Consider the following 22,774-nt stretch of genomic DNA (forward strand, 5'->3'; position numbering starts at 1 on the left):
CCAGATCCCTGCGGTTCTGAAATCAGGCACGCCTGAATAAGGCGTTTTACGGCGCAACCGGATGTCCCGGCTGCGCTTTTTCATAACCGTTATCTCTCTTCTTCCCGGTCTACTCCCCCTCTACTCCTCATGGCGTACAACGCCGCTTCAACACTTTTATTCTCACTTTAAAGGTGTATTTTATTTGCAATATATCGTTTCAACCGACGCATATTTTATTAAGGATGAAACATGCAACGCATTGTTATACCAACACATTATGTGCACGTGCGCTCAACACCGTTATGGACTAAAGAGACCGCCCCCGCCTCTATCTGGCAGCGGCATCTGGATGCCGGTACGCGCCAGGGGGTAAATCCACGCTTGTGCGTTATGCAGGGGGCGATTCGCTATTACGGCTATGCCGATGAAACCAGCCCGCAACCGGTGGAAACAATGACCATCGAAGCCGGACAGTTTGGCGTATTTCCGGCAGAAAAGTGGCACCGCATTGAAGCGCTATCAGACGATACGGTATTCAACGTCGATTTTTGGGTCGATCCCAACGTACTGATAGAAGGTTGAGGGGGATGTCATGACAACGGAAAACAAAGGCTATTCACTGGCCGTCACAAACCGTGGCAACAAAACAACGGTAGAAAAAGTGTATCTGAAACCGATGGCGCTCTATGTGCCGGATATCGCCGTTGCGGCGGTGGCTGAGCTGGTTGAAAAATTGGCGGATAAGAGCGCAAGCGAGAAGGGTTTTATCCTGACAGTGACCAATAACAACAACGGCGTGTCAGTCGATAAAGATTTCTCTGCGCTGGCGGAGCTGAACGATGCCACTGTGGCAGCGGATGCGGTCAAAGATCTGATCAACATCGTGCGTGGCTATGAGTCTGACGAAGAGACCAACGTCTGCGGATGGTGAATCGCTTTTGATGTCGTATGAAGGATGCTGTCATCGTGATTTACCCCTGTGAGATGAAAATTTATAGCCTTTATCTCACAGGGTTAATTACAAGCGTATCGCCGATCCTGTGTATAGCCCGGACAAGACGCTTACGCCGCATCCGGGAAACCCGGAAATAAGATCAGGATGCGACGAGGGGATTAAACCCCTTGCTCCAGAATGCGGATATGCGTTTCCAGCACATCGCCTTTCACGGCTTCGCTCCAGGCTTTCATATGTGGCGTTTGCAGATGCGCTTCTAAATGCGCCACGCTCTCCCAGTTTTCCACCATGATAATGGAGTCCGGTGCGCTCGTCTGGAAACTGACGCCTGCGGCATGGTCAACCCACGGCGCATAGCCATGGCAACCCTCTTCCTGCAACACAGTCGGGATAATTTTTGCGAATTGATCAAGGACCGCCTGGCGATGGTGCTGGCCAGGACGGGTACGAATTTCAGCAATCACTGTCAACATGGTTAACTCCTTCTAAGTCCAGCTTCACAGTTAAGCAAAAATCTCCGCAAGATGCTTGCGATATTCCTCAATATAACGCGGCACATCTGGCATTTTGATCACGTCATTCGCGATAAAGCTCGGCAGAGCTTCCATCCCAAGGAACTGATTCGCTTTGTGGAACGGCAGATAAACACCGTCAACGCCGACGCCATGGAAGAACTGCTCTTCATCGGTAAAGGCATCAAGCGGTGCGTTCCAGGTCAGAGAAAGCATGTATTTTTTCCCCTGAATCAGACCACCGGAACCGTACTTTTTCGCGCCGTCAGAACGGGTACGCCCATCGCTGGCATACAGCGAGCCGTGGCCTTCGGTAAACACATCGTCCATGTATTTTTTTACGGTCCAGGGAGCGCCCATCCACCAGCCTGGCATCTGCCAGATAACCACATCGGCCCAGAGAAAATTCTGCACTTCTTCTTTAACATCATAATCACCGTCGGTACGTACGCTTTTTACTGCGTGTCCGTTATCGCGCAGAAAACTTTCGGCGACAGAGGTGAGGGTGTCATTGAGTTGACCTTTAGAGTGGGCGAATTTTTTTGCGCCGTTGATAATCAGGATATTGCTCATTTTTTGTCCTTAGCGAAACGTTAATGCCGGTAATTTTATCCCGCATGCGTCAATGACAAAACTGGCAAAGCGTGCAAAGACTTTTGCATTTAAAGCAATAATCGCTTTCGGAGTGGGACTGAAACGACTGCGCGTATTGCGCAAGATCGGTCAGGATTAACCTTCGTCGAACCGCCAAAGTAGCGCCTCAGGAGGATGCGATGAACGACACGCGTAAGGCGGTTTATTCAGCACGTTTCAGAATGGTTTGTCACTACATTGAACGTCATCTGGATGAGCCCTTATCACTGGAGGCATTGAGTGCGATTGCGCACTGCTCGCCTTTTCACTTTCACCGGATGTTTACAGCCTGGAGCGGAATGCCGCTTTATCGCTATATCCAGTGGCTGCGGCTGCGTCACGCCTCATGGCGGCTGGCGTTTAATCCGCACGATAAAATTATCGATATCGCCCTGGATGCGGGTTTTCAAAATCCGGAGTCGTTCAGTCGCGCCTTCAAAACGGCGTTAGGCGCCAGTCCCCGTCAGTTTCGTCTTGAACCGGACTGGGTGAACTGGCACCAACGCGTACCGAAAAACGTTTCTCAGGAGCGAACGATGAAAGAGATCAACATAGTCCTGTTTCCGACCACGCCAGTGGCGATGCTAAAACACCGGGGCGACCCGGCGCAGGTGAATGCCAGCGCCGCGACATTTATTGAGTGGCGGCGAAGTAGCGGTCTTTCGCCGGTTGAGCGTTATCCGACATACGGTATTGCATGGGACGATCCCGAGTCAGTGCCTGCCGACGCATTCCGCTTTGATATTTGTGCGGCCGTGGAGCAGGCAGTACCGGCAAATACGTTTGGCGTAGAAAATGGCGAAATCCCCGGCGGGCGCTGCGCAGTCATCCGTCATCATGGCTCGCTCGACTCCGTGGGAGAGAGCGTGTATCACCTCTTTCGGCACTGGCTGCCGGAGAGTGGCGAAACCGTGCGCGATTTCCCGGTCTTTTTCCACTATCTGAATTTTGTGCATCAGGTGCCTGAGCACGAACTCAAGACCGATATCTACCTTCCCCTCGTGTAAGCCTGACGCGGCCACCAGCCTTCGGTGGCCGCCAGATGCCTGAACAGGCGAAAGTCCCCCGGCGCGATGGGTTTTGTACGCGCATCACTATGCCTTAACGTCACAGATAGGGTAGTATCTGCGGCAATATTGCCGCCGAAAAGGCGGACGCACATGTTGAGGAATCACACTTAATGAGCGATATGGCAGAGCGCCTTGCGCTACATGAATTTACGGAAAACGCGTATCTGAACTATTCCATGTACGTCATCATGGACCGTGCGTTGCCGTTTATCGGTGATGGCCTGAAACCTGTTCAGCGTCGCATTGTTTACGCTATGTCTGAATTGGGGCTGAGCGCCAGCGCCAAATTCAAAAAATCCGCCCGTACCGTGGGCGACGTACTGGGTAAATATCACCCGCACGGCGACAGCGCCTGTTACGAAGCCATGGTCTTAATGGCACAGCCGTTCTCCTATCGTTACCCGCTGGTTGACGGGCAAGGGAACTGGGGGGCGCCGGACGACCCGAAATCCTTCGCCGCAATGCGTTATACCGAATCCCGTTTGTCCAAATACGCCGAAGTGCTGCTGGGTGAACTGGGGCAGGGGACGGCGGATTGGGTTCCGAACTTTGATGGTACGCTGCAGGAGCCGAAGATGCTGCCTGCGCGCCTGCCAAACATTCTGCTAAACGGCACCACCGGGATTGCGGTCGGGATGGCGACCGATATCCCGCCGCATAACCTGCGTGAAGTGGCAAAAGCGGCGATCACCCTGATTGAACAGCCGAAAACCACCCTCGACCAGATTCTGGATATCGTTCAGGGGCCGGATTACCCGACCGAAGCAGAAATCATCACGTCGCGAACGGAGATCCGTAAAATTTATGAGAACGGTCGCGGCTCCGTACGTATGCGTGCGGTGTGGAAAAAAGAAGACGGCGCCGTGGTGATTACCGCGTTGCCGCACCAGGTTTCCGGCGCGCGCGTACTGGAGCAGATTGCCGCCCAGATGCGCAACAAAAAGCTGCCGATGGTGGATGACCTGCGCGATGAGTCCGACCACGAAAACCCGACCCGTCTGGTGATTGTGCCGCGCTCCAACCGCGTGGATATGGAGCAGGTTATGAATCACCTGTTTGCCACCACCGATCTGGAAAAAAGCTACCGTATTAACCTCAACATGATCGGTCTGGACGGACGTCCGGCGGTGAAAAACCTGCTGGAGATCCTCACCGAATGGCTGACTTTCCGTCGCGATACGGTACGTCGTCGCCTGAATTATCGTCTGGAGAAAGTGCTCAAGCGCCTGCATATCCTTGAAGGCCTGCTGGTGGCATTCCTCAATATTGACGAAGTGATTCATATTATTCGCACCGAAGATGAGCCGAAGCCGGTTCTGATGTCGCGGTTTGGCATCAGCGAGACCCAGGCCGAAGCCATTCTCGAACTGAAATTACGCCACCTCGCCAAACTCGAAGAGATGAAAATCCGCGGCGAGCAGGACGAGCTGGCAAAAGAGCGCGATCAACTGCAGGCTATCCTTGCCTCTGAGCGCAAGATGAATAATCTGCTCAAGAAAGAGCTGCAGGCGGATTCTGATGCCTTTGGCGACGACCGCCGTTCACCGCTGCATGAACGCGAAGAAGCGAAAGCGATGAACGAACACGATATGCAGCCGTCTGAGCCAGTGACTATCGTACTGTCGCAAATGGGCTGGGTACGTAGCGCCAAAGGCCATGACATTGATGCACAGGGCTTAAGCTACAAAGCGGGCGATAGCTGGAAAGCGTCGGCGAAGGGCAAGAGCAATCAGCCGGTGGTCTTCATCGACTCGACCGGGCGCAGCTATGCCATTGACCCGATCACGTTACCTTCCGCGCGTGGGCAAGGGGAGCCGTTAACCGGTAAACTGACCCTGCCGCCGGGTGCCGTTGTTGAGCATATGGTCATGACCAACGAAGACCAGAAGCTGCTGATGGCGAGCGATGCCGGTTACGGTTTTGTCTGCACATTCAACGATCTGGTGGCGCGCAACCGTGCGGGTAAGACGCTGATCAGTCTGCCGGACAACGCCCGTGTGATGCCGCCGCTGGAAATTGAAAACGACGCGGATATGCTGCTCGCGATCACCACGGCAGGCCGCATGCTGATGTTCCCGGTGGGCGATCTGCCGCAGTTGTCAAAAGGCAAAGGCAACAAGATAATCGGCATTCCGTCGGCGGAAGCCGCCAAAGGCGAAGACGGCCTGGCGCATCTCTACCTGCTGCCGCCGCAGAGCACGCTGACGATTCATGTGGGTAAACGTAAAATCAAACTGCGCCCGGAAGAACTGCAGAAAGTGCAGGGAGAACGTGGCCGTCGCGGGACGCTGATGCGCGGCTTGCAGCGTATCGACCGCGTTGAGATTGATTCACCGTCCCGCCCCAGCGTCGGAAACAGCGAAGAGTAATTGTTCTGCATTCATCCCCCACACATCGTTGGGGGAATGACTAATTTTTCCCGTAAAAGCGTTGTTTATTCCAGAGTTGCGATTAACAATACGTTTTTACGACCCCGCATCTAACCAGGCCTGAGTGTTGCAGGCTAGTGTTTATGCACATAGGGATGGGTTTTCGAGGTAGCTATGCTATTTATTGTTCGCTTCATCATCGTTGTTATTTATTCCATTCTGGTGTGTGTCTTTGGTTCTCTTTACTGCCTGTTCAGCCCACGTAATCCGAAGCATGTTGCTACCTTCGGGCATATGTTTGGCCGCCTGGCTCCGGTATTTGGTTTAAAGGTCGAAAAGCGTTTCCCGCAGGGTTACGAGCAGCATGGCAAGGCTATCTATATCGCGAATCACCAGAACAACTACGATATGGTCACCGCGTCTAACATCGTTCAACCGCCAACCGTCACCGTCGGCAAAAAGAGTCTGCTGTGGGTGCCGTTTTTTGGTTTGCTTTACTGGTTAACGGGCAACCTGCTGATTGATCGTAATAACCGGGCAAAGGCGCACGGCACCATTGCACAGGTGGTGAAACATATTCAGAAGCGCAATATTTCTGTCTGGATGTTCCCGGAAGGTACCCGCAGCCGTGGGCGTGGGTTGCTGCCGTTCAAAACGGGGGCGTTCCACGCAGCCATTGCCGCTGGCGTGCCGATCATTCCGGTTTGTGTCTCTGGTACGTCGAATAAAATCAATCTTAACCGCCTGAAAAACGGGTTGGTGATTGTCGAAATGCTGCCACCCATTGATACCACCGGTTACGGTAAAGATCAGATTCGTGAACTGGCCGCGCATTGCCATGAGCTGATGAAAACGAAAATCGATGAGCTGGACAAAGAAGTGGCTGAGCGCGAGGCCACAGGAAGGGTCTAATCCTTTTGCTATATTGATGCCGGGAAATGATTTCCCGCGCGGTTTATTCAGTTTTTACACGGAGCAACTATGTCACTCAGTCGGCGTCAATTTATTCAGGTATCCGGGGCTGCATTCTGCGCAGGCGCGATACCGCTGAGGGCGAACGCCGCCGGGCAGCAACCGCCGCTGCCGATACCTCCGTTAATTGAATCCCGTCGCGGGCAGCCGCTTTTCCTGACTCTTCAGCGTACGCACTGGTCATTTGCCACCGGAACGCGCGCGCAGGTCTGGGGGGTTAACGGGCGTTATCTTGGGCCGACTATCCGGGTCTGGAGCGGCGATGACGTCAAAATGATTTACAGCAACCGTCTGGCAGAAAATGTCTCTATGACGGTGAGCGGGCTGCAAGTGCCTGGGCCATTAATTGGCGGCGCCGCGCGGATGATGACTGCGAATAATGATTGGGCGCCAGTGCTGCCGATCCGCCAAAGTGCCGCCACGCTCTGGTATCATGCCAACACGCCGAACCGTACCGCACAGCAGGTTTACAATGGCCTCGCCGGAATGTGGCTGGTGGAAGATGACGTCAGTAAATCGCTGCCCATTCCGAACCACTACGGTGTGGATGATTTCCCGATTATTATCCAGGATAAACGGCTGGATAATTTTGGTACGCCGGAATACAGCGAGCCAGGCAGCGGCGGCTTTGTCGGCGATACCCTGATGGTCAACGGCGCGCAAAGCCCGTTTGTCGAGGTGTCGCGCGGCTGGGTGCGTTTACGTCTGCTCAATGCCTCAAATTCTCGTCGTTATCAGTTGCAGATGAGTGACGGACGTCCCCTGCATGTGATCTCCGGTGATCAGGGGTTTTTGCCTGTTCCTGTGTCGATCAAGCAACTGGCGCTGGCGCCGGGTGAACGTCGTGAGGTGCTGGTTGATATGACCAACGGTGATGAGGTTTCTGTCACCTGCGGTGAAGCGGCTGGCATCATGGATCGTCTGCGCGGCTTTTTTGAGCCCTCCAGTATTTTGATTTCCACCCTCGTACTGACGTTGCGGCCTACCGGACTGTTGCCACTGGTCACCGATACCTTACCGATGCGACTTTTGCCATCGGACATCATGACCGGTACGCCTGTGCGCAGCCGCGATATTACACTGGGCAGCGATCCGGGGATCAACGGGCAACTGTGGGATCCGCAGCGTATCGACATTACCGCTCAGCAGGGCTCCTGGGAGCGCTGGACAGTGCGTGCGGACATGCCGCAATCATTCCATATGGAAGGCGTACAGTTCCAGGTGCGTAACGTCAATGGCGCAATGCCGTTCCCGGAAGATCGTGGCTGGAAAGATACCGTGTGGGTTGATGGCCAGGTGGAGTTACTGGTCTATTACGGGCAACCGTCATGGCCGCATTTCCCGTTCCAGTATGGCAGTCAGACCCTGGAGATGGCGGATCGCGGCTCGATCGGGCAGTTGCTGGTGAATCCGGCGGCCTAGTCGATATGAATGCTACTCTGTCGCCCGACAGCGTTCCCGGATGACGGCGTAAACGCCTTATCCGGGCTATATCCTCTTCGGGTTCTGAGGCGAAAACCCCACACATATTCCTTCATTTCATGTATTGATCCAGCGTATAATCCACGCCCTTTGTTTATTTTTTTGCCACTTTTTTGGAAGCAAGATGAGCGCAATATCCCTGATCCAGCCGGATCGCGACCTTTTTTCATGGCCCCAGTACTGGGCGGCCTGCTTTGGTCCGGCTCCGTTTTTACCTATGTCCCGCGATGAAATGGATCAACTCGGCTGGGATAGCTGCGACATCATTCTGGTTACCGGCGATGCGTATGTCGATCACCCGAGCTTCGGTATGGCTATCTGTGGTCGTATGCTCGAAGCTCAGGGCTTTCGCGTTGGCATCATTGCCCAGCCGGACTGGAACAGCAAAGACGACTTTATGCGTCTGGGTAAACCAAACCTGTTCTTCGGCGTGACCGCAGGCAACATGGACTCGATGATCAACCGCTATACGGCGGATCGTAAGCTACGCCATGACGATGCCTATACCCCGGATAACGTGGCGGGTAAACGTCCGGATCGCGCGACGCTTGCGTATACCCAGCGTTGCAAAGAAGCCTGGAGAGATGTGCCGGTGATCCTCGGTGGCATTGAAGCGAGCCTGCGCCGTACCGCCCATTACGATTACTGGTCCGATACCGTGCGCCGTTCGGTGCTGGTGGACTCTAAAGCCGACATGCTGATGTTCGGTAACGGTGAGCGTCCACTGGTGGAAGTGGCGCACCGTCTGGCACAGGGCGAGCCTATCTCAGAGATTCGCGATGTCCGTAACACCGCGATCATGGTGAAAGAAGCGCTGCCGGGCTGGAGCGGCGTGGATTCACGTATTATTGATATGCCGGGTAAAATCGACCCGATTCCGCATCCCTACGGTGAAGATTTGCCGTGCGCGGATAACAAACCTGTCGAGCCGAAGAAAGCCGAAGCGAAAGCTGTCGTTGTTCAGCCACCGCGTCCGAAACCGTGGGAAAAAACCTACGTGTTGCTGCCCTCCTTTGAGAAGGTCAAAAGCGACAAAGTGCTGTATGCCCACGCTTCGCGTATTTTGCATCATGAAACCAACCCCGGCTGTGCTCGTGCACTGATGCAAAAACATGGCGATCGCTACATCTGGATTAATCCGCCAGCGATTCCGCTTTCTACCGAAGAGATGGACAGTGTTTTTGCTCTGCCGTACAAGCGTGTTCCGCATCCGGCCTACGGTAACAGCCGTATTCCGGCGTACGAAATGATCCGTTTCTCCATCAATATTATGCGCGGCTGCTTTGGTGGCTGTTCCTTCTGTTCGATAACCGAACACGAAGGGCGCATTATTCAGAGCCGTTCGGAAGATTCGATCATTAACGAGATCGAAGCTATTCGCGACACGGTTCCGGGTTTTACCGGCGTCATCTCCGATCTGGGTGGCCCAACGGCCAACATGTACATGCTGCGCTGTAAGTCGCCGCGCGCGGAACAAACCTGTCGCCGTTTGTCCTGTGTGTACCCGGATATTTGCCAGCACATGGATACCAACCATGAGCCGACGATCAATTTGTACCGCCGCGCACGCGATCTGAAAGGCATCAAAAAGATCCTGATCGCCTCCGGGGTACGTTACGACATCGCCGTAGAAGATCCGCGTTATATCAAAGAGCTGGCGACGCACCACGTGGGTGGCTATCTGAAGATCGCCCCGGAACATACCGAAGAAGGGCCGCTGTCGAAGATGATGAAACCGGGCATGGGGAGCTATGACCGTTTCAAAGAGCTATTTGATACCTTCTCGAAGCAGGCCGGTAAAGAGCAGTATTTGATCCCCTACTTTATCTCTGCTCACCCTGGTACGCGCGATGAGGATATGGTCAATCTGGCGCTGTGGCTCAAGCGCCACCGTTTCCGCCTCGACCAGGTGCAGAACTTCTATCCGTCACCGCTCGCTAACTCAACGACCATGTATTACACCGGGAAAAACCCGCTCGGTAAGATTGGTTATAAAAGTGAAGATGTGGTGGTGCCGAAGGGCGACAAACAGCGTCGTCTGCATAAAGCGCTGCTGCGTTACCACGATCCGGCGAACTGGCCGATGATCCGTCAGGCGCTGGAAGAGATGGGTAAAAAGCACCTGATTGGTTCACGTCGCGATTGTCTGGTACCGGCCCCGACGCTGGATGAAATGCGTGAAGCGCGTCGTCAGAATCGTAATACCCGTCCGGCGCTGACTAAACACACTCCGATTGTTCATCAGCGTCAGAACGGCTCCACACGCGGCGAAACCGCAAAGCGTGGCGTTGCTAAAAACGGCGCAGTTAAAAGTGATGCTGTGAAAACGGGTACTGTGAAGAGTGGCGCGGTGAAAAGCGGCGTAATGAAAAACGATAACGCGAAAAAAGCGGTGAAGCGTAAGGCGAGCTAACGATTCACCTGGCCCTTACCCTTCGGGAGAGGGGCTGTAGCCCGGGTAAGGCGTTTAGCGCCGCATCCGGGAACGCGCTAACTTGCCTGCCACTCTGCTAGGGAGAAGGCTGGGAAGAAGGTGCGCTGGTGACATGTTTTTCGTCCGCTTTATCGCTCAGCGCTTCCTGCTGTCGTTCGCGGTTATACTCTTTAATCCCCTGGTATAAGCTCTGGGTTTCATTGACGATGTCGTCAATCAGCCAGCGGCCGTTTTCATCCACCAGAGAGAGCGTCTGTGTAACGGTCTCCGGCCCATCGCTGAATGGGCGGAAGCGGACCACCGCGTCAACGTGCTGGCTATCATGGGGCACGATATCGACCTGCTCCAGCACCAGGTTGTCATAATCCTGGCAACCGCAGATAGGATCGTAATTCAAATAGCCTACATCTCCCTCCGCCGTCAGCCTCTGATCCTCTGCGACCTCTTTCATGAGCCGACTGGAAATCACCTGATCCTTGCCGGAAGCATCAAAAATGACCCCGGCTTGATTATCCTTATAGTGCTGATAAAGCAATTCCACGCTACGCTGAGGAGATTCACCAAACGCGGAAAAGCTGCAAATAAAAAGCAATACCAATAGTTTTCGCATAGTCGATTCTTCTTGTGGGGCACTGTACCCAGAGTAGCATTGCCTTTGTGCAGGCGTAAGTCTTCATATACGAAGAGATGTTTATCTGAATTCAAGGAGCGAGTGATGGCAACACGATTCTGGCCGAGTATCGCGCTTTTAGCGCTATTGCAAAGCGGGTGTGTGGCATACACCCAGTCTCAACCCGCACTGGAAGGCCGCCTGGTGGATAGCAGCGGAAAACCTCTACCTGCGGCCACTATTACGCTGAAAAGCTATCGTCCAGGGGCCAGCACCGTAACCGATAGCAAGGGCTTCTTCGCTTTTGCAGGCGAGCATGAATGGTCGTTCTTTTTACCCATTGGGCCAATCGACAAGATTAACCTTTCCCGCTTGCTTATCAGTGCGCAGGGGCAGCAATACGATGTGTTGCTCTCATACGGGCTGAGTGGACCTTACGGCTCGGGTCCGTCGGAAGTGGGTGTACTGTGTACGCTACCTGAAACGCAACTGCCAACGGATAAAGAGGGCACAACGCCGGATATCTGCCAGCGGGTACCGTATAAAGAAATACAGGCATCCCGCACGGCTGAGTGAGTCGGTGGAAATCAGCCCGGCACTCAGGCCGGGCTAAAAGGACTAATTAGTACAGCCCCAGCATTTTCCACCAGACAAGGCCGATGGTCATAAACACAGCCTGGTTGAACAGGCTAATCAAGAACCCTGTTCGCCACCAGGTGCCTGTTGGCACGTAACCGGCGCCAAACAGAATCGGACCGCGTGCGTGGGTGTACTGCGTCAGTGAGCAATAGAGGCTACTGGTAAACGCCAGCATCAGCGCCATTGGCGCGGCGGGAATATTCAGGTGAATACCCACGCCGAGGAAGACGGCGTACAGTGCGGCGATTTGCGCATTACCGCTGGCGAAAAAGTAGTGGGTATAGAAATAGGCGGCATTCAGCAGCAACAGTACAATCACCCAACTGGTGCCGCCCATTGCGTTTCCGATGCTTTCACCAATCACGCCGCCAAACCAGGTGGTGAAGCCCAGTTTTTTCAACTGGTTCGCCATCATCAGCAGCGCCGCAAACCAGATCAGCGTATCCCAGGCCCCTTTCTCGCTTTTCACATCTTCCCAGCTCAGTACTCCGGAAAGTAACAGTACCGACAGGCCAACAAAAGATGCGGTTGTCGGGTCCACCCCCAGCGCATCGCCGAAGATCCACAGTATTAGCAGAAGCAGGACGGTGCCGAGCATCAGCCATTCGCCGCGGCTCATTTTCCCCATCAATGCCAGCTCACGCTGCGCCAGGACGGGGGCATCCGGGGTGTGTTTGATTTCGGGACGCGTTATCCAGTAAACCAGCACCGGCACGATAAGCAAGGAGACAACGCAGGGGGCCAGCGCGGCGATAAACCAGCCGCCCCAGGTCAGCGTGACGCCTGCGTTTGCCGCCAGCTTCACCGCCAGCAGGTTACCGGTATAGCCGGTCATAAACAGCGCGGCGGTGACATCGTTAACGTTGCCGATACAGGTAATGAGAAAGGTACCAATTTTGCTACGCGATTCATCTTCCGGACGAGAGTCGAAGCTGCGGGCCAGTGAGTCGGCAATCGGGTAGATGACCCCACCGCAGCGCGCGGTATTACTTGGCATGGCGGGGGAGAGGATCAGATCGGCAAACGCCAGACCGTATGCCAGCCCAAGCGTGCGCTTACCGAGCAGGCGGATCATTTGTAGTGCGATGCGTCGACCAAGCCCGGTCTTGATAAAACCACGGGCGATCATAAAGGCGACGACGATAAGCCAGATAAGTGAACTGTTCAGCTCGCTTAATGCCGTGAGGATAGCGCCATTAGCGGTTTTATCACCCGCGGCGTAGGTGAGGGCGAACACGGTGATGCCGATGATGCCGACAGCGCCAATAGGCAGCACCTTCGCGACGATCGAGGCAATGGTTGCGACAAAGACAATAGCTGAATGCCAGGCCTGGGCGCTGAGTCCTTCCGGAGGGGCTACTTGCCAGAGGCCGGTGGCGATAGCAACGATAATAATTAAAGGGAGCCATCGGACTCCTGACGTGGTTTTTTCGGCCATAAAGTCATCCCTATTCATGGTGTAAATAAACATCGCGAATAAATAATCATTACAAGTGATTATGTAGTTTCAGCATAAATTATGCTGCGCTACAAATGTGAACAAATACACAATAAGAATAGGGTTAAATTGTTTCCTGATGTTTCTGATTTCAGAGCAAAAAAAGCCCGGCATGGACGCCGGGCGGGTGGAGAGTAAAAGCCATTAGCCGCCGAACTGATCCGGGTCAGGGCCAAGACGTTTACCCTGATCGAGTTTAGCGATTTCGGCCAGCTCGTCTTTATCGAGACGGAAATCCCAGACGTCAAAGTTTTCGGCAATGCGCGCCGGAGTGACGGATTTCGGGATCACAACCAGACCGCAGTCCAGATGCCAGCGAATCACAATCTGTGCAGGGGTCTTGCCGTATTTATCCGCCAGCTCGCGGATAATTTTCTGGTCAAATACCCCTTCGCCGCCCTGTGCCAGTGGGCTCCAGGATTCGGTCTGGATTTTGTGCGTGGCATTCCAGGCATGCAACTGGCGCTGCTGCAAAAGAGGGTGCAGTTCAATCTGGTTGATAACCGGGGTCACGTTCGTCTCATCAATCAGTTTCTGCAGATGATGAATCTGGAAATTACATACCCCAATGCTCTTCACCAGCCCCTGTTCCTGGAGTTTGATCATTCCTTTCCAGGCTTCAACATAGTGATCAATAGCCGGAACCGGCCAGTGCATCAGGTAGAGATCAACATAATCGAGCTGCAGTTTATCGAGGCTTTCTTGCAATGCTTCCTGTGGGCGTTTCTGATCGTCATTCCACAGTTTTGTGGTAATAAACAGGTCCTCACGCGCAACGCCTGCACTTTTTAATGCCGTGCCGACGCCATCTTCATTTTTATACGCGGCAGCGGTATCAATAGAGCGATAGCCCACTTCCAGCGCCTTGTGAATGGCGGAAACCACTTCCTCATTGCCCGCTTTCCACACGCCAAGACCCAGCTGCGGCATCAGGTTGCCGTCCGAAAGCTTAATCACGGTTGGATGTGTCATGCATTCCTCCTGTATGAGCTTACCGGGACAAGTCCCGGTAAGGTTGTGTGCATTAAGTCTGGACGAAAAGTCCAAAAACGAAAGGCAGCGGAGTAAAAAGCTTAGCGTGCCGCTTCGTAAATGCGACGGCTGACTTCAAGAGTAATATCCTGATGTTCACCGAGTTTTGTCATGCCATGTTCTTCCAGTTTTGCCAGCAATGCAGGGATAGAACTGCCGTCCAGACCGTAACCGGACAGACGCGTCGGCACACCCATCTGCTCAAAGAAACCACGGGTTGCTTCAATAGCGGCATCGATACGACTGTCTTCAGAACCTTCGCTGATATTCCAGACGCGTTCTGCGTATTGCAGCAGTTTGGCGCGCTTGGTGTCGCGTTTTTCATTCCACAGGGCAGGGAGTACTATCGCCAGCGTCTGGGCATGATCAAGACCGTGCATTGCCGTCAGTTCATGGCCGAGCATATGGGTCGCCCAGTCTTGCGGCACACCCGCACCAATCAGGCCGTTTAGCGCCTGGGTGGCCGCCCACATGACGTTGGCGCGGACATCATAGTTTTCCGGTTCTTTCAGCGCTTTCGGACCTTCTTCAATCAGCGTCAGCAGAATGCCTTCAGCGAAACGATCCTGGATTTTGCCGTTTACCGGGTAAGTGACATATTGCTCGACGGTATGCACGAAGGCGTCCACAACACCGTTAGCGACCTGGCGCGGTGGCAGAGTGTAGGTATAAACCGGATCCAGCACGGCAAAAATCGGCTGAACGTGTTCAGACATAAACGCTTGTTTATCGCCAGTGGTTTTACGGGAGATAACCGCGCCTTTGTTGGATTCGGAGCCGGTTGCCGGCAGCGTCAGCACGGAACCCATCGGGATTGCGCTGCTGATTTTGCTGCCGTAGGTTTGCAGAATTTCCCACGGATCTACGCCTTCTGCGTAATGCGCCGCTGCAGCGATGAATTTGGTGCCATCCAGCACTGAGCCGCCGCCGACCGCCAGCAGGAAGGTAATTTTTTCATCCTGCGCGATTTTGACGGCTTTCATCAGCGTTTCGTAAGACGGATTGGGTTCGATACCGCTGAATTCCCGCACATCCAGACCTTCCAGCGCGCTATACACCTGATCCAGCACACCGTTTTTCTTCACGCTACCGCCGCCGTAGGTAATCAGGACGCGAGCGTCAGCCGGGATTTGTTCACGCAAATCGGCAATTGCGCCTTTACCAAACAGGATGCGGGTAGGGGTATGGAGATTAAAGTTGTTCATTGCTCGTTCCCTTTATGTGGGTGATTGATGAGCAGGCAGTATGCTGCCCGATGGCAATAATTGTGGCCGTGGTGGGCTTTCCTCTCAATGCACATTTCTGCCGATGTCTTGCCTGTTTCTCCAGCTTACTGGAGAAACCGCACAAAAGATTGCACACTGTAGCGGTCGAAAAACTGTGAAGGAGCGGCGAGCTATGAACCGTGACGAGATTTGCCAGGCGCTAACGAAAAAAGTAAAGCTACTGAAAAATAATGAAAACTATCTCAGTACGCTGCTTCCGGATATCCGTTTACTTTATGGTACTGAACCGGGAACCCGCACGCCGGTAATGTATCAACCGGGGATCGTTTTTCTCTTCTCCGGCCATAAGATTGGTTATATCAACGAGCGTGTATTTCGCTACGATACCAATGAATATTTACTGCTTACCGTACCCTTACCCTTTGAGTGTGAGACCTATGCAACGCCGGAGGTTCCGCTGGCGGGGTTACGCCTTAACGTCGACATTCTGCAGCTACAGGAGCTGCTGATGGATATTGGCGAGGATGAATCTTTTCAGCCTGCGATGGCGGCAAGCGGTATCAACTCTGCCACCCTGTCCGAAGAGATCCTGTGTGCGGCGGAACGTTTACTCGACGTGATGGAACGCCCGCTGGATGCCCGTATTCTGGGAAAACAGATCATTCGCGAGCTGCTCTATCACGTGCTCACTGGACCGCGTGGCGGCGCACTGCTGGCGCTGGTTAGCCGCCAGACCCATTTCAGCTTAATCAGCCGGGTGCTGAAACGCATTGAGAGCCAATACACGGAAAACCTGAGCGTCGACGAACTGGCGGCGGAAGCCAATATGAGCGTCTCGGCGTTTCACCATAACTTTAAGTCGGTGACCAGCACCTCGCCGTTGCAGTACCTTAAAAGCTACCGCCTGCACAAAGCGAGAATGATGATGATCCATGATGGTATGAAAGCCAGTGCTGCGGCCATTCGTGTGGGGTATGAGAGCCCGTCGCAATTCAGCCGCGAGTTTAAACGCTATTTTGGCGTCACGCCGGGGGAAGATGCTGCGAGAATTCGCATGATGCAAGCGGGATGATTTTCCTTCTCCTTTTAGGAGAAGGAAAAAGGAAAGGTATCAGGCGCTGCAGTATTTTTTCTTAATCACGACGGCCAGCGTACCCACCAGCCCGGCGACCAGCAGGAAAAGTGGCAGAATCATCAGGAATGTCATCACCTGATCTTCATGGCGCTTAACGAAGGGGATCATGCTAATGGCATAGCCCAGCGTGGTGATCATGCCGACCCACAGCAGGCCACTGAGCCAGTTGAAAAGCTGAAAGCGGCGACTGGACAAGCCTGAAATGCCAGCCATGGTTGGCAACAGAGTACGCACGAAAGCCAGGAAGCGCCCGGCCAGCAGCGCCAGCAAACCGTGACGGTCAAACATGCAGGTTGCGCGCTGGTGATATTTCTCCGGCAACTGCGCCAGCCAGCTCTTCACCACTCGCGTATTCCCCAACCAACGTCCCTGCAGGTAGCTTAACCAGCAGCCCAGGCTGGCGGCAGACGTCAGGATCAGGAGTGTCGACAGGTAGTCCATGCAACCACGCGCCACCAGTGCGCCAGCCAATAAAAGCAAACTGTCCCCAGGTAAAAACGAGGCCGGAAGCAATCCGTTTTCTAAAAAGAGTGTGGCAAACATCACGAAATAGACGACGCCAACAATATGTGGGTTCGCCAGCGCTGCAAAGTCGTGGTGCCAGAGCGCAGCGATAATGTCTTGAATTACAGCCATGGACTTTCCTGTGGTACCGCTTAGAGAAGGCTATTGTACCTGCTTATCGCCCGAAACACCTTGATCCCAGGCGCAATTAATACAGAGTATTCTGCTAGCGTAATCAGAATTTTCAACCGGCAGTTAACAATTTAAACGATACGCTGGAAACCAGCGGCCAAATCTTCAATTAAATCATCAACATCTTCCAGACCAATATGAACGCGAATCAGAGTACCGCTAAAATCCACGCCGCCATCTGGACGAATAGCCGCGATCTGTTCCGGTTGATTTGCCAGAATTAATGATTCATACCCACCCCAGGAGTAGGCCATGCTGAACAGTGAGAAATTATCGAGATAGGCCGCCAGCTCTTCATTGTTAAGACGCTTGTTCAGAATGAAGGAAAACAGGCCGCTGCTACCGCTAAAATCGCGCTTCCAGAACTCGTGACCTTTGCTCCCGGGCAGCGCCGGATGGTTAACCTGTGCGACTTGCGCCTGTGAAGCCAGCCACTCGGCGATTTTCAGACTGCTTTCATGATGCTGCCGCAGACGTACGCCAAGGGTACGCAGGCCACGGCTGGTCATATACGCCGTATCCGCATCGACCATTTGCCCCATCAGATAGGCATTCTCACGCAGTTGATCCCAACAACGGGCGTTGGAAACCGCTGTGCCGATCATCCCATCAGAGTGGCCAATCAGGTATTTGGTCGCTGCCTGAATAGAAATGTCGATATCGAATTCAAGGGCTTTAAAGAGAATGCCTGCCGCCCAGGTATTGTCGATCATAATGATCGCCTCTGGCGCAACGCTTCGGACCGCCTGCACAATTGCCGGTACGTCATGAACTTCCATGGTGATGGAGCCAGGGGATTCGAGGAACACGATTTTCGTATTGGGCTGAATCAGACGCACAATGCTTGAGCCGATCATCGGGTCAAACCAACTGGTGGTCACGCCGAGTTTGGTGAGGATCTTTGTACAAAAATCCTGGCTTGGCTCATAGGCGCTATTGGTCATCAGGATATGGTCGCCCTGTTCTACAAACGCCAGAATGGTATTTGCCACTGCCGCAGCGCCACACGGAAAAAGGGCACAGCCCGCACCGCCTTCCAGCTCACACATGGCGTCCTGTAACGAGAAATGAGTCAGCGTGCCGCGACGCCCGTAAAAAAGCTCGCCTTTTGCGCGATTACGCGTGGCCTGCTTTTTCGCTTCGACAGTGTCAAAAACCAGGGAGGAAGCCCGTTGAATGACACTATTCACCGAACCCTGCGTGTATTTTTTGCTGCGCCCCGCGTTCACCAGAGCGGTATCAATATGCTTCGCCGTCATGTTCGCCTAACCTGTTTTTATACGTCTGGATGTCCAGACTACCATGAATGCCGGACGATGCATCGGTGCCTGTTCTGATAAAGCATAAAATTTTATGAATATTCGGCGATGAAACTTTTTTACTGCGTGAGCGCAAGGAAAAAGCGGGAATATTGCGGCAGTATGTAAATACTAATGAGAACTACTATCAATTCGACGATGTTTTGATATTATTATGCTCAGATTTTGTGATATGCGTCGTGGAGATACACAGTGGGTAATAATTTGATGCAGGCGGATCTTTCCGTTTGGGGTATGTATCAACATGCCGACATCGTAGTAAAAATTGTGATGATCGGGTTGATTTTGGCATCAGTGGTCACCTGGGCAATCTTCTTTAGTAAAAGTGCTGAGATGATTGCGCATAAACGCCGTCTTAAACGTGAACAGCAACTGCTGGCTGATGCCCGTTCGCTGGATCAGGCCAGTGACATCGCCTCCGCTTTCCATGCCAGAAGCCTCAGCACGCAGTTAATTAACGAAGCCCAAAATGAGCTGGAGTTGTCCGCGGGTAGCGAAGATAACGAAGGTATTAAAGAGCGTACGGGTTTTCGCCTTGAGCGTCGCGTTGCCGCTACGGGCCGTCATATGGGCCGTGGTAATGGTTATCTTGCGACGATTGGCGCTATTTCCCCGTTCGTGGGGCTGTTTGGCACCGTATGGGGCATCATGAACAGCTTCATTGGTATTGCTCAGACGCAGACCACTAACCTTGCTGTGGTTGCACCGGGTATCGCGGAAGCGTTGCTGGCTACCGCGATCGGTCTGGTGGCGGCGATTCCTGCGGTGGTTATCTATAACATCTTCGCCCGCATGATCGGCGGTTATAAAGCGACGCTGGGTGATGTTGCCGCACAGGTTCTGCTGCTGCAAAGCCGCGATCTGGATCTGGCTGCCAGCGCCGCTGCAAAACCCGTTCACGCCGCCCAGAAACTACGAGTAGGTTGATGCCCCATGGCAATGCGTCTTAACGAAAACCTCGACGATAACGGCGAAATGCACGAAATCAACGTAACGCCGTTTATCGACGTTATGCTGGTTCTGCTGATTATCTTCATGGTGGCTGCGCCGCTTGCAACGGTAGATGTGAAAGTTAATCTGCCGGCTTCCACCAGTCAGCCGCAGCCGCGTCCGGAAAAACCCATTTACCTGTCCGTCAAAGCGGATAACAGCATGTTCATTGGTAACGATCCGGTGACTGACGAAACGATGGTGACTCAGCTTGATGCCATCACCGAAGGGAAGAAAGACACGACGGTCTTCTTCCGTGCGGATAAGACTGTTGATTACGAAACCATCATGAAGGTGATGGATACTCTGCATCGCGCGGGCTATCTCAAAATTGGCCTGGTCGGCGAAGAGGTTGCAGCCGCGAAGTAACCTTCGCGTTTGCTTATTAAGGCTGGCCTGCGGGTCGGCCTTTTTGTTTTCAGGGCGCCACTCAGCCGACGATATAACACCTTATTTTAAGGGATGTTAATGTAACAATGCATAAGCCAATAAAAACAGGGGTTATTCAGGAAATAGCCAAATGAGGTGAATAATTATTGGTAATAAGGGGAAGGATTATAAGGTTATTTCGCTGCTTGCGCAGGCTCTGACGTGAGGGGCGTTGCCGCGTCTTCTGACGCAGGTTTTTCCTCAGGCGCAACGGTCGTCACAACCGCGGTACGATATTCTTCATCGGCAAGCTTACGGCTGATGCGCAGTGTTGCTGTCTCTCTGGCAAGGATATGCTGGTAATTGGCTTCCAGCCTGGCCATTATTTTTTCCAGCAGTTCAGGGCGCTCCTCCACGATAGCGTTTATGGTCGCACCATAGATCTCTTCTTTTACCTGAAAGGCATAGATTTCCCGGCGATTTTGCCACTTTAATCGTACAAGGGCCGCAGGGATAGAGATGAGCTCATGGGCAATGCGCTGTATGGTGGCGTTTTTACTCTGAATCAGTGCATCAATATTTTGCTTTAAGATAAATTCGTCGCTGGGTTGATTGTCTAAAGTCAAATAAACGTCGTTATTATCTATTTTCTCCACGTCATTCATCCCCTAGCTTATAAAACAAAGGCGTATCTTTTTCGCGGGTAATGAGATTAAGCCAAATTTCATTTCCAGCTTCATTAATTTGTTTGGTCTTTTCGGAAATTATTTGGCTTAATGTCTGTGCATCAATCTCGCCTTCGGCTTGCAAATCGTTCAGCAGGCGGGCAAAAGTTTCGATTTTTACCACACGATATAATCGATCTTTTATATGACGATCGCGCTCTTCAAGCAACATATTCCGCGACTGACCGGTATGATTGGCATTCGCTAATATATCGCTGGCATAATCAGAGAGCGTTCTTTTTCCCTGAGTTAAATTAGTGTCTTTTTCTGCTTCTCCCGGTTCTGTTTCCGTAACGGAAATGTGAAATCGAGCCGGGACAAGATTCTCGGGGAGCATTTCTAATATCCTTTAATATCAATAAGGTAGGCGAAGTTCAGGCGTGAGGTTCGTTGACAATATCATGGCGCACTTTTAAAATCAAAAAAAATGGAGCCTGCATATGAACAGTATTTATTATTCTGTTGTCATTTTATTGCTGTTAACGGGTGGCGTACTTTTATTGATGCGCGAAAACAATAAAAAGCCGTCCATAGCTGAAACTGAAACGTTGGCGCCGCAAGCTAAGCCTCTGTCTAAAGAGGAGGGCGAAGACCATTTCGCAATGCTAATGAATGCCATTACCCCGGTGTGGTACTGGCGTGTAAATCATGAATATATCGATTTTCTTCATGCGACGATTAAACGCATGAACATGGCGGAGATAAATAGTGTACCTGGGTTATTTGAGGCGCAGCGCCGTTGCAGCGATCTCAATTCTGCCGTCTACAAGTATTATGACAATATTAAAAAGCGCTGTTTAAACGGCGAAAAAGTGATGCACTCTGACCTTGATGTGTTGAACCTGCGCCAGTGTTTTCGCGAGTTCAGCATGGAGGCCTACCCGGAACTGGTCGTGCTGGTATGGCCGGAATATCAGCGCCCGGAGATAGACCCGGCACAGGTGTAACCTGTCGTGACGCTCCACTGCTGCCGGAGCAGCAGTGGAGCTGGCGAATCAATATTTCGCGTGGTGTTTAAAGCGGAAATCTTCCATAAAGCCGGTCAGTTTCTCTACCGCACCGAGCGTCAGCGCGTTATAGATTGAAGCGCGTACGCCGCCAATCGCGCGGTGACCGCCAAGGCCGGAGAATCCAGCGGCTGTCGCTTCATTCAGGAACAACGCTTCCAGCTCTTTCGTCGGCAAATTGAACGCAACATTCATATCAGAACGGAAAGCCGCTTCACCCCATGGGCGGTAGAAATCATTGCTGCCGTCAATCAGGCCATACAGTAATTTCGCTTTTTGCTGGTTGATTTGAGCCATGTTTTCCAGCCCACCAACGTCATTGAGCAGCCAGCGTGTGACCAGCAGTACAACATAAATTGCGAAGACCGGCGGGGTGTTGAAGTTCGAGTGTGACTCAACCTGGCGGCGATAATCCAGGAATGACGGCAGGTTATCCGGGGCGTTTTGTACCACGCTGTCACGAACCAGTACGATGGTAACGCCTGCCGGACCAATGTTTTTCTGCGCATGGGCATAAATCAGCGAGAATTTATCGGCCTCACATGGCTTAGACAAAAAGTCAGAAGACATGTCACAGACGCGCGGCACGTCGTCGCGGCCCAGAATACGATTGAACTGCAGACCTTCTACCGTCTCGTTAGAGACATAGTGAATGTACGGAGCGTCCGGCGAAAAATCTAACTCTTCATCGGTCGGCAGACGGCGATAACCATGTTCCTCACCGCTCCAGATGACGCGAACCGGGCCTTCACGCATGGCCTCGGTTACAACTTTACGGCTCCAGTAGCCGGTATCAAAATATTCTGCCGGGTGTTTTTTCCCCCGCAGCATGGTCATTGGGACCATAGAGAACTGCTGTGTCGCACCACCCTGCAGGAACAGGATATGGTAGTTGGAAGGCAGGCCTAACAGCGTGCGGATATTGTTTTCGGTTTCACGCACCACATTTTCAAACCAGTCTGAACGGTGGCTGATACCAAGAATGGACAGCCCCGCCTCAGGGACATTAATGATCGCCTGTTGGACCTGGTTTAATACCACCTCGGGCAGCGCGCCCGGGCCGCCGGAGAAGTTCAGTGCGTTATTCGGATTCAATGACATGTTCATACCTGTGTAGCA

23 protein-coding genes are annotated in these 22,774 nt (G+C 52.9%); 12 read left to right on the forward strand and 11 right to left on the reverse strand.

The features are described from left to right. Positions 1 to 231: 231 nt before the first annotated feature. Together ABU190_RS17260 and ABU190_RS17265 are read left to right on the forward strand one after the other, a co-directional pair. The gene (locus ABU190_RS17260; protein WP_354691945.1) at positions 232 to 564 is read left to right on the forward strand and encodes a DUF1971 domain-containing protein; all 333 of its coding nucleotides are present in this window, start codon (positions 232 to 234) and stop codon (positions 562 to 564) included. A gap of 10 nt (positions 565 to 574) precedes the next feature. Then, on the forward strand, positions 575 to 913 hold the full coding sequence (locus tag ABU190_RS17265) for a DUF1869 domain-containing protein (protein WP_354691946.1): 339 nt from the start codon (positions 575 to 577) through the stop codon (positions 911 to 913). 182 nt (positions 914 to 1,095) lie between these two features. On the opposite strand, the gene ABU190_RS17270 is transcribed toward ABU190_RS17265, so the two are convergent. Then, entirely contained in the window at positions 1,096 to 1,410 is a 315-nt protein-coding gene (locus tag ABU190_RS17270) for a putative quinol monooxygenase (RefSeq protein ID WP_039078088.1), read from the reverse strand. A gap of 30 nt (positions 1,411 to 1,440) precedes the next feature. Beyond that, a complete protein-coding gene (locus ABU190_RS17275) occupies positions 1,441 to 2,022 on the reverse strand; it encodes an NAD(P)H-dependent oxidoreductase (protein ID WP_047373098.1) in 582 nt (193 codons plus the stop codon). A 200-nt stretch (positions 2,023 to 2,222) separates the two neighbouring features. Here ABU190_RS17275 and ABU190_RS17280 point away from each other — a divergent pair, with 200 nt between their 5' ends. The 5 genes from ABU190_RS17280 (at position 2,223) to ABU190_RS17300 (ending at position 10,388) form a co-directional block, all read left to right on the forward strand. Next, positions 2,223 to 3,089, forward strand: coding sequence for an AraC family transcriptional regulator (locus ABU190_RS17280; protein ID WP_354691947.1), 867 nt, complete (start codon positions 2,223 to 2,225; stop codon positions 3,087 to 3,089). Between the two features lie 173 nt (positions 3,090 to 3,262). Continuing rightward, positions 3,263 to 5,521, forward strand: a complete 2,259-nt coding sequence (gene parC / locus ABU190_RS17285; protein ID WP_039078085.1) for a DNA topoisomerase IV subunit A — start codon at positions 3,263 to 3,265, stop codon at positions 5,519 to 5,521. Between the two features lie 174 nt (positions 5,522 to 5,695). Next, entirely contained in the window at positions 5,696 to 6,433 is a 738-nt protein-coding gene (locus ABU190_RS17290; RefSeq protein ID WP_039078084.1) for a 1-acylglycerol-3-phosphate O-acyltransferase, read from the forward strand. A 69-nt stretch (positions 6,434 to 6,502) separates the two neighbouring features. Beyond that, the gene (gene ftsP / locus ABU190_RS17295) at positions 6,503 to 7,915 is read left to right on the forward strand and encodes a cell division protein FtsP (RefSeq protein WP_039078083.1); all 1,413 of its coding nucleotides are present in this window, start codon (positions 6,503 to 6,505) and stop codon (positions 7,913 to 7,915) included. A 184-nt stretch (positions 7,916 to 8,099) separates the two neighbouring features. Next, the gene (locus ABU190_RS17300; RefSeq protein ID WP_354691948.1) at positions 8,100 to 10,388 is read left to right on the forward strand and encodes a YgiQ family radical SAM protein; all 2,289 of its coding nucleotides are present in this window, start codon (positions 8,100 to 8,102) and stop codon (positions 10,386 to 10,388) included. Between the two features lie 97 nt (positions 10,389 to 10,485). On the opposite strand, the gene ABU190_RS17305 is transcribed toward ABU190_RS17300, so the two are convergent. Beyond that, positions 10,486 to 11,019, reverse strand: coding sequence for a DUF3828 domain-containing protein (locus ABU190_RS17305; protein WP_354035735.1), 534 nt, complete (start codon positions 11,017 to 11,019; stop codon positions 10,486 to 10,488). Positions 11,020 to 11,124: 105 nt separating this feature from the next. Here ABU190_RS17305 and ABU190_RS17310 point away from each other — a divergent pair, with 105 nt between their 5' ends. Next, positions 11,125 to 11,595 (forward strand): carboxypeptidase-like regulatory domain-containing protein, encoded by a 471-nt coding sequence (locus ABU190_RS17310; RefSeq protein ID WP_354691949.1) that lies wholly within the window; start codon positions 11,125 to 11,127, stop codon positions 11,593 to 11,595. 46 nt (positions 11,596 to 11,641) lie between these two features. On the opposite strand, the gene ABU190_RS17315 is transcribed toward ABU190_RS17310, so the two are convergent. From ABU190_RS17315 to yqhD, 3 genes are all read right to left on the reverse strand, one after another. Then, complete coding sequence (locus ABU190_RS17315) at positions 11,642 to 13,096, reverse strand: DASS family sodium-coupled anion symporter (protein ID WP_107223709.1); 1,455 nt, start codon at positions 13,094 to 13,096, stop codon at positions 11,642 to 11,644. 204 nt (positions 13,097 to 13,300) lie between these two features. Further along, entirely contained in the window at positions 13,301 to 14,128 is an 828-nt protein-coding gene (dkgA, locus tag ABU190_RS17320) for a 2,5-didehydrogluconate reductase DkgA (protein ID WP_039078081.1), read from the reverse strand. Positions 14,129 to 14,229: 101 nt separating this feature from the next. Next, the gene (yqhD, locus tag ABU190_RS17325; protein WP_354691950.1) at positions 14,230 to 15,393 is read right to left on the reverse strand and encodes an alcohol dehydrogenase; all 1,164 of its coding nucleotides are present in this window, start codon (positions 15,391 to 15,393) and stop codon (positions 14,230 to 14,232) included. Positions 15,394 to 15,586: 193 nt separating this feature from the next. Between yqhD and ABU190_RS17330 the strand changes: the two genes are divergently transcribed. Continuing rightward, the gene (locus tag ABU190_RS17330; RefSeq protein ID WP_354691951.1) at positions 15,587 to 16,486 is read left to right on the forward strand and encodes an AraC family transcriptional regulator; all 900 of its coding nucleotides are present in this window, start codon (positions 15,587 to 15,589) and stop codon (positions 16,484 to 16,486) included. A 39-nt stretch (positions 16,487 to 16,525) separates the two neighbouring features. On the opposite strand, the gene yghB is transcribed toward ABU190_RS17330, so the two are convergent. After that, complete coding sequence (gene yghB / locus ABU190_RS17335) at positions 16,526 to 17,185, reverse strand: DedA family general envelope maintenance protein YghB (protein WP_039078078.1); 660 nt, start codon at positions 17,183 to 17,185, stop codon at positions 16,526 to 16,528. 131 nt (positions 17,186 to 17,316) lie between these two features. Then, entirely contained in the window at positions 17,317 to 18,504 is a 1,188-nt protein-coding gene (gene metC / locus ABU190_RS17340) for a cystathionine beta-lyase (RefSeq protein ID WP_354691952.1), read from the reverse strand. A 252-nt stretch (positions 18,505 to 18,756) separates the two neighbouring features. Here metC and exbB point away from each other — a divergent pair, with 252 nt between their 5' ends. Both exbB and exbD read left to right on the forward strand, forming a co-directional pair. Continuing rightward, positions 18,757 to 19,491: a tol-pal system-associated acyl-CoA thioesterase gene (gene exbB, locus ABU190_RS17345; RefSeq protein ID WP_039078076.1), complete on the forward strand. Its 735-nt coding sequence runs from the start codon at positions 18,757 to 18,759 to the stop codon at positions 19,489 to 19,491. 6 nt (positions 19,492 to 19,497) lie between these two features. Further along, entirely contained in the window at positions 19,498 to 19,923 is a 426-nt protein-coding gene (gene exbD / locus ABU190_RS17350; RefSeq protein WP_125123857.1) for a TonB system transport protein ExbD, read from the forward strand. 194 nt (positions 19,924 to 20,117) lie between these two features. Here the strand turns inward: exbD and ABU190_RS17355 are convergent, their stop codons facing one another. Beyond that, positions 20,118 to 20,579 (reverse strand): cytoplasmic protein, encoded by a 462-nt coding sequence (locus ABU190_RS17355; RefSeq protein ID WP_232034375.1) that lies wholly within the window; start codon positions 20,577 to 20,579, stop codon positions 20,118 to 20,120. A 1-nt stretch (position 20,580) separates the two neighbouring features. Further along, a complete protein-coding gene (locus ABU190_RS17360) occupies positions 20,581 to 20,985 on the reverse strand; it encodes a hypothetical protein (protein ID WP_354691953.1) in 405 nt (134 codons plus the stop codon). A gap of 103 nt (positions 20,986 to 21,088) precedes the next feature. Between ABU190_RS17360 and ABU190_RS17365 the strand changes: the two genes are divergently transcribed. Continuing rightward, positions 21,089 to 21,595: an ESA_00282 family adhesion-associated protein gene (locus ABU190_RS17365; RefSeq protein WP_039078072.1), complete on the forward strand. Its 507-nt coding sequence runs from the start codon at positions 21,089 to 21,091 to the stop codon at positions 21,593 to 21,595. A gap of 48 nt (positions 21,596 to 21,643) precedes the next feature. Here ABU190_RS17365 and ABU190_RS17370 read toward each other — a convergent pair whose 3' ends face one another. Further along, positions 21,644 to 22,756: a phosphoserine transaminase gene (locus ABU190_RS17370; RefSeq protein ID WP_039078071.1), complete on the reverse strand. Its 1,113-nt coding sequence runs from the start codon at positions 22,754 to 22,756 to the stop codon at positions 21,644 to 21,646. Positions 22,757 to 22,774 lie beyond the last annotated feature (18 nt).

Origin of the sequence: Phytobacter sp. RSE-02, from assembly GCF_040578655.1 — a bacterium.
Taxonomy (GTDB): domain Bacteria; phylum Pseudomonadota; class Gammaproteobacteria; order Enterobacterales; family Enterobacteriaceae; genus Phytobacter; species Phytobacter diazotrophicus.

Excerpts from the sequence above, each read along its gene's own strand:
- ABU190_RS17260 (WP_354691945.1), top strand. The coding sequence starts at position 232 with ATGCAACGCATTGTTATACCAACACATTATGTGCACGTGCGCTCAACA.
- ABU190_RS17265 (WP_354691946.1), top strand. The coding sequence starts at position 575 with ATGACAACGGAAAACAAAGGCTATTCACTGGCCGTCACAAACCGTGGC.
- ABU190_RS17270 (WP_039078088.1), bottom strand. The coding sequence starts at position 1,410 with ATGTTGACAGTGATTGCTGAAATTCGTACCCGTCCTGGCCAGCACCAT.
- ABU190_RS17275 (WP_047373098.1), bottom strand. The coding sequence starts at position 2,022 with ATGAGCAATATCCTGATTATCAACGGCGCAAAAAAATTCGCCCACTCT.
- ABU190_RS17280 (WP_354691947.1), top strand. The coding sequence starts at position 2,223 with ATGAACGACACGCGTAAGGCGGTTTATTCAGCACGTTTCAGAATGGTT.
- parC (WP_039078085.1), top strand. The coding sequence starts at position 3,263 with ATGAGCGATATGGCAGAGCGCCTTGCGCTACATGAATTTACGGAAAAC.
- ABU190_RS17290 (WP_039078084.1), top strand. The coding sequence starts at position 5,696 with ATGCTATTTATTGTTCGCTTCATCATCGTTGTTATTTATTCCATTCTG.
- ftsP (WP_039078083.1), top strand. The coding sequence starts at position 6,503 with ATGTCACTCAGTCGGCGTCAATTTATTCAGGTATCCGGGGCTGCATTC.
- ABU190_RS17300 (WP_354691948.1), top strand. The coding sequence starts at position 8,100 with ATGAGCGCAATATCCCTGATCCAGCCGGATCGCGACCTTTTTTCATGG.
- ABU190_RS17305 (WP_354035735.1), bottom strand. The coding sequence starts at position 11,019 with ATGCGAAAACTATTGGTATTGCTTTTTATTTGCAGCTTTTCCGCGTTT.
- ABU190_RS17310 (WP_354691949.1), top strand. The coding sequence starts at position 11,125 with ATGGCAACACGATTCTGGCCGAGTATCGCGCTTTTAGCGCTATTGCAA.
- ABU190_RS17315 (WP_107223709.1), bottom strand. The coding sequence starts at position 13,096 with ATGGCCGAAAAAACCACGTCAGGAGTCCGATGGCTCCCTTTAATTATT.
- dkgA (WP_039078081.1), bottom strand. The coding sequence starts at position 14,128 with ATGACACATCCAACCGTGATTAAGCTTTCGGACGGCAACCTGATGCCG.
- yqhD (WP_354691950.1), bottom strand. The coding sequence starts at position 15,393 with ATGAACAACTTTAATCTCCATACCCCTACCCGCATCCTGTTTGGTAAA.
- ABU190_RS17330 (WP_354691951.1), top strand. The coding sequence starts at position 15,587 with ATGAACCGTGACGAGATTTGCCAGGCGCTAACGAAAAAAGTAAAGCTA.
- yghB (WP_039078078.1), bottom strand. The coding sequence starts at position 17,185 with ATGGCTGTAATTCAAGACATTATCGCTGCGCTCTGGCACCACGACTTT.
- metC (WP_354691952.1), bottom strand. The coding sequence starts at position 18,504 with ATGACGGCGAAGCATATTGATACCGCTCTGGTGAACGCGGGGCGCAGC.
- exbD (WP_125123857.1), top strand. The coding sequence starts at position 19,498 with ATGGCAATGCGTCTTAACGAAAACCTCGACGATAACGGCGAAATGCAC.
- ABU190_RS17360 (WP_354691953.1), bottom strand. The coding sequence starts at position 20,985 with ATGCTCCCCGAGAATCTTGTCCCGGCTCGATTTCACATTTCCGTTACG.
- ABU190_RS17365 (WP_039078072.1), top strand. The coding sequence starts at position 21,089 with ATGAACAGTATTTATTATTCTGTTGTCATTTTATTGCTGTTAACGGGT.
- ABU190_RS17370 (WP_039078071.1), bottom strand. The coding sequence starts at position 22,756 with ATGTCATTGAATCCGAATAACGCACTGAACTTCTCCGGCGGCCCGGGC.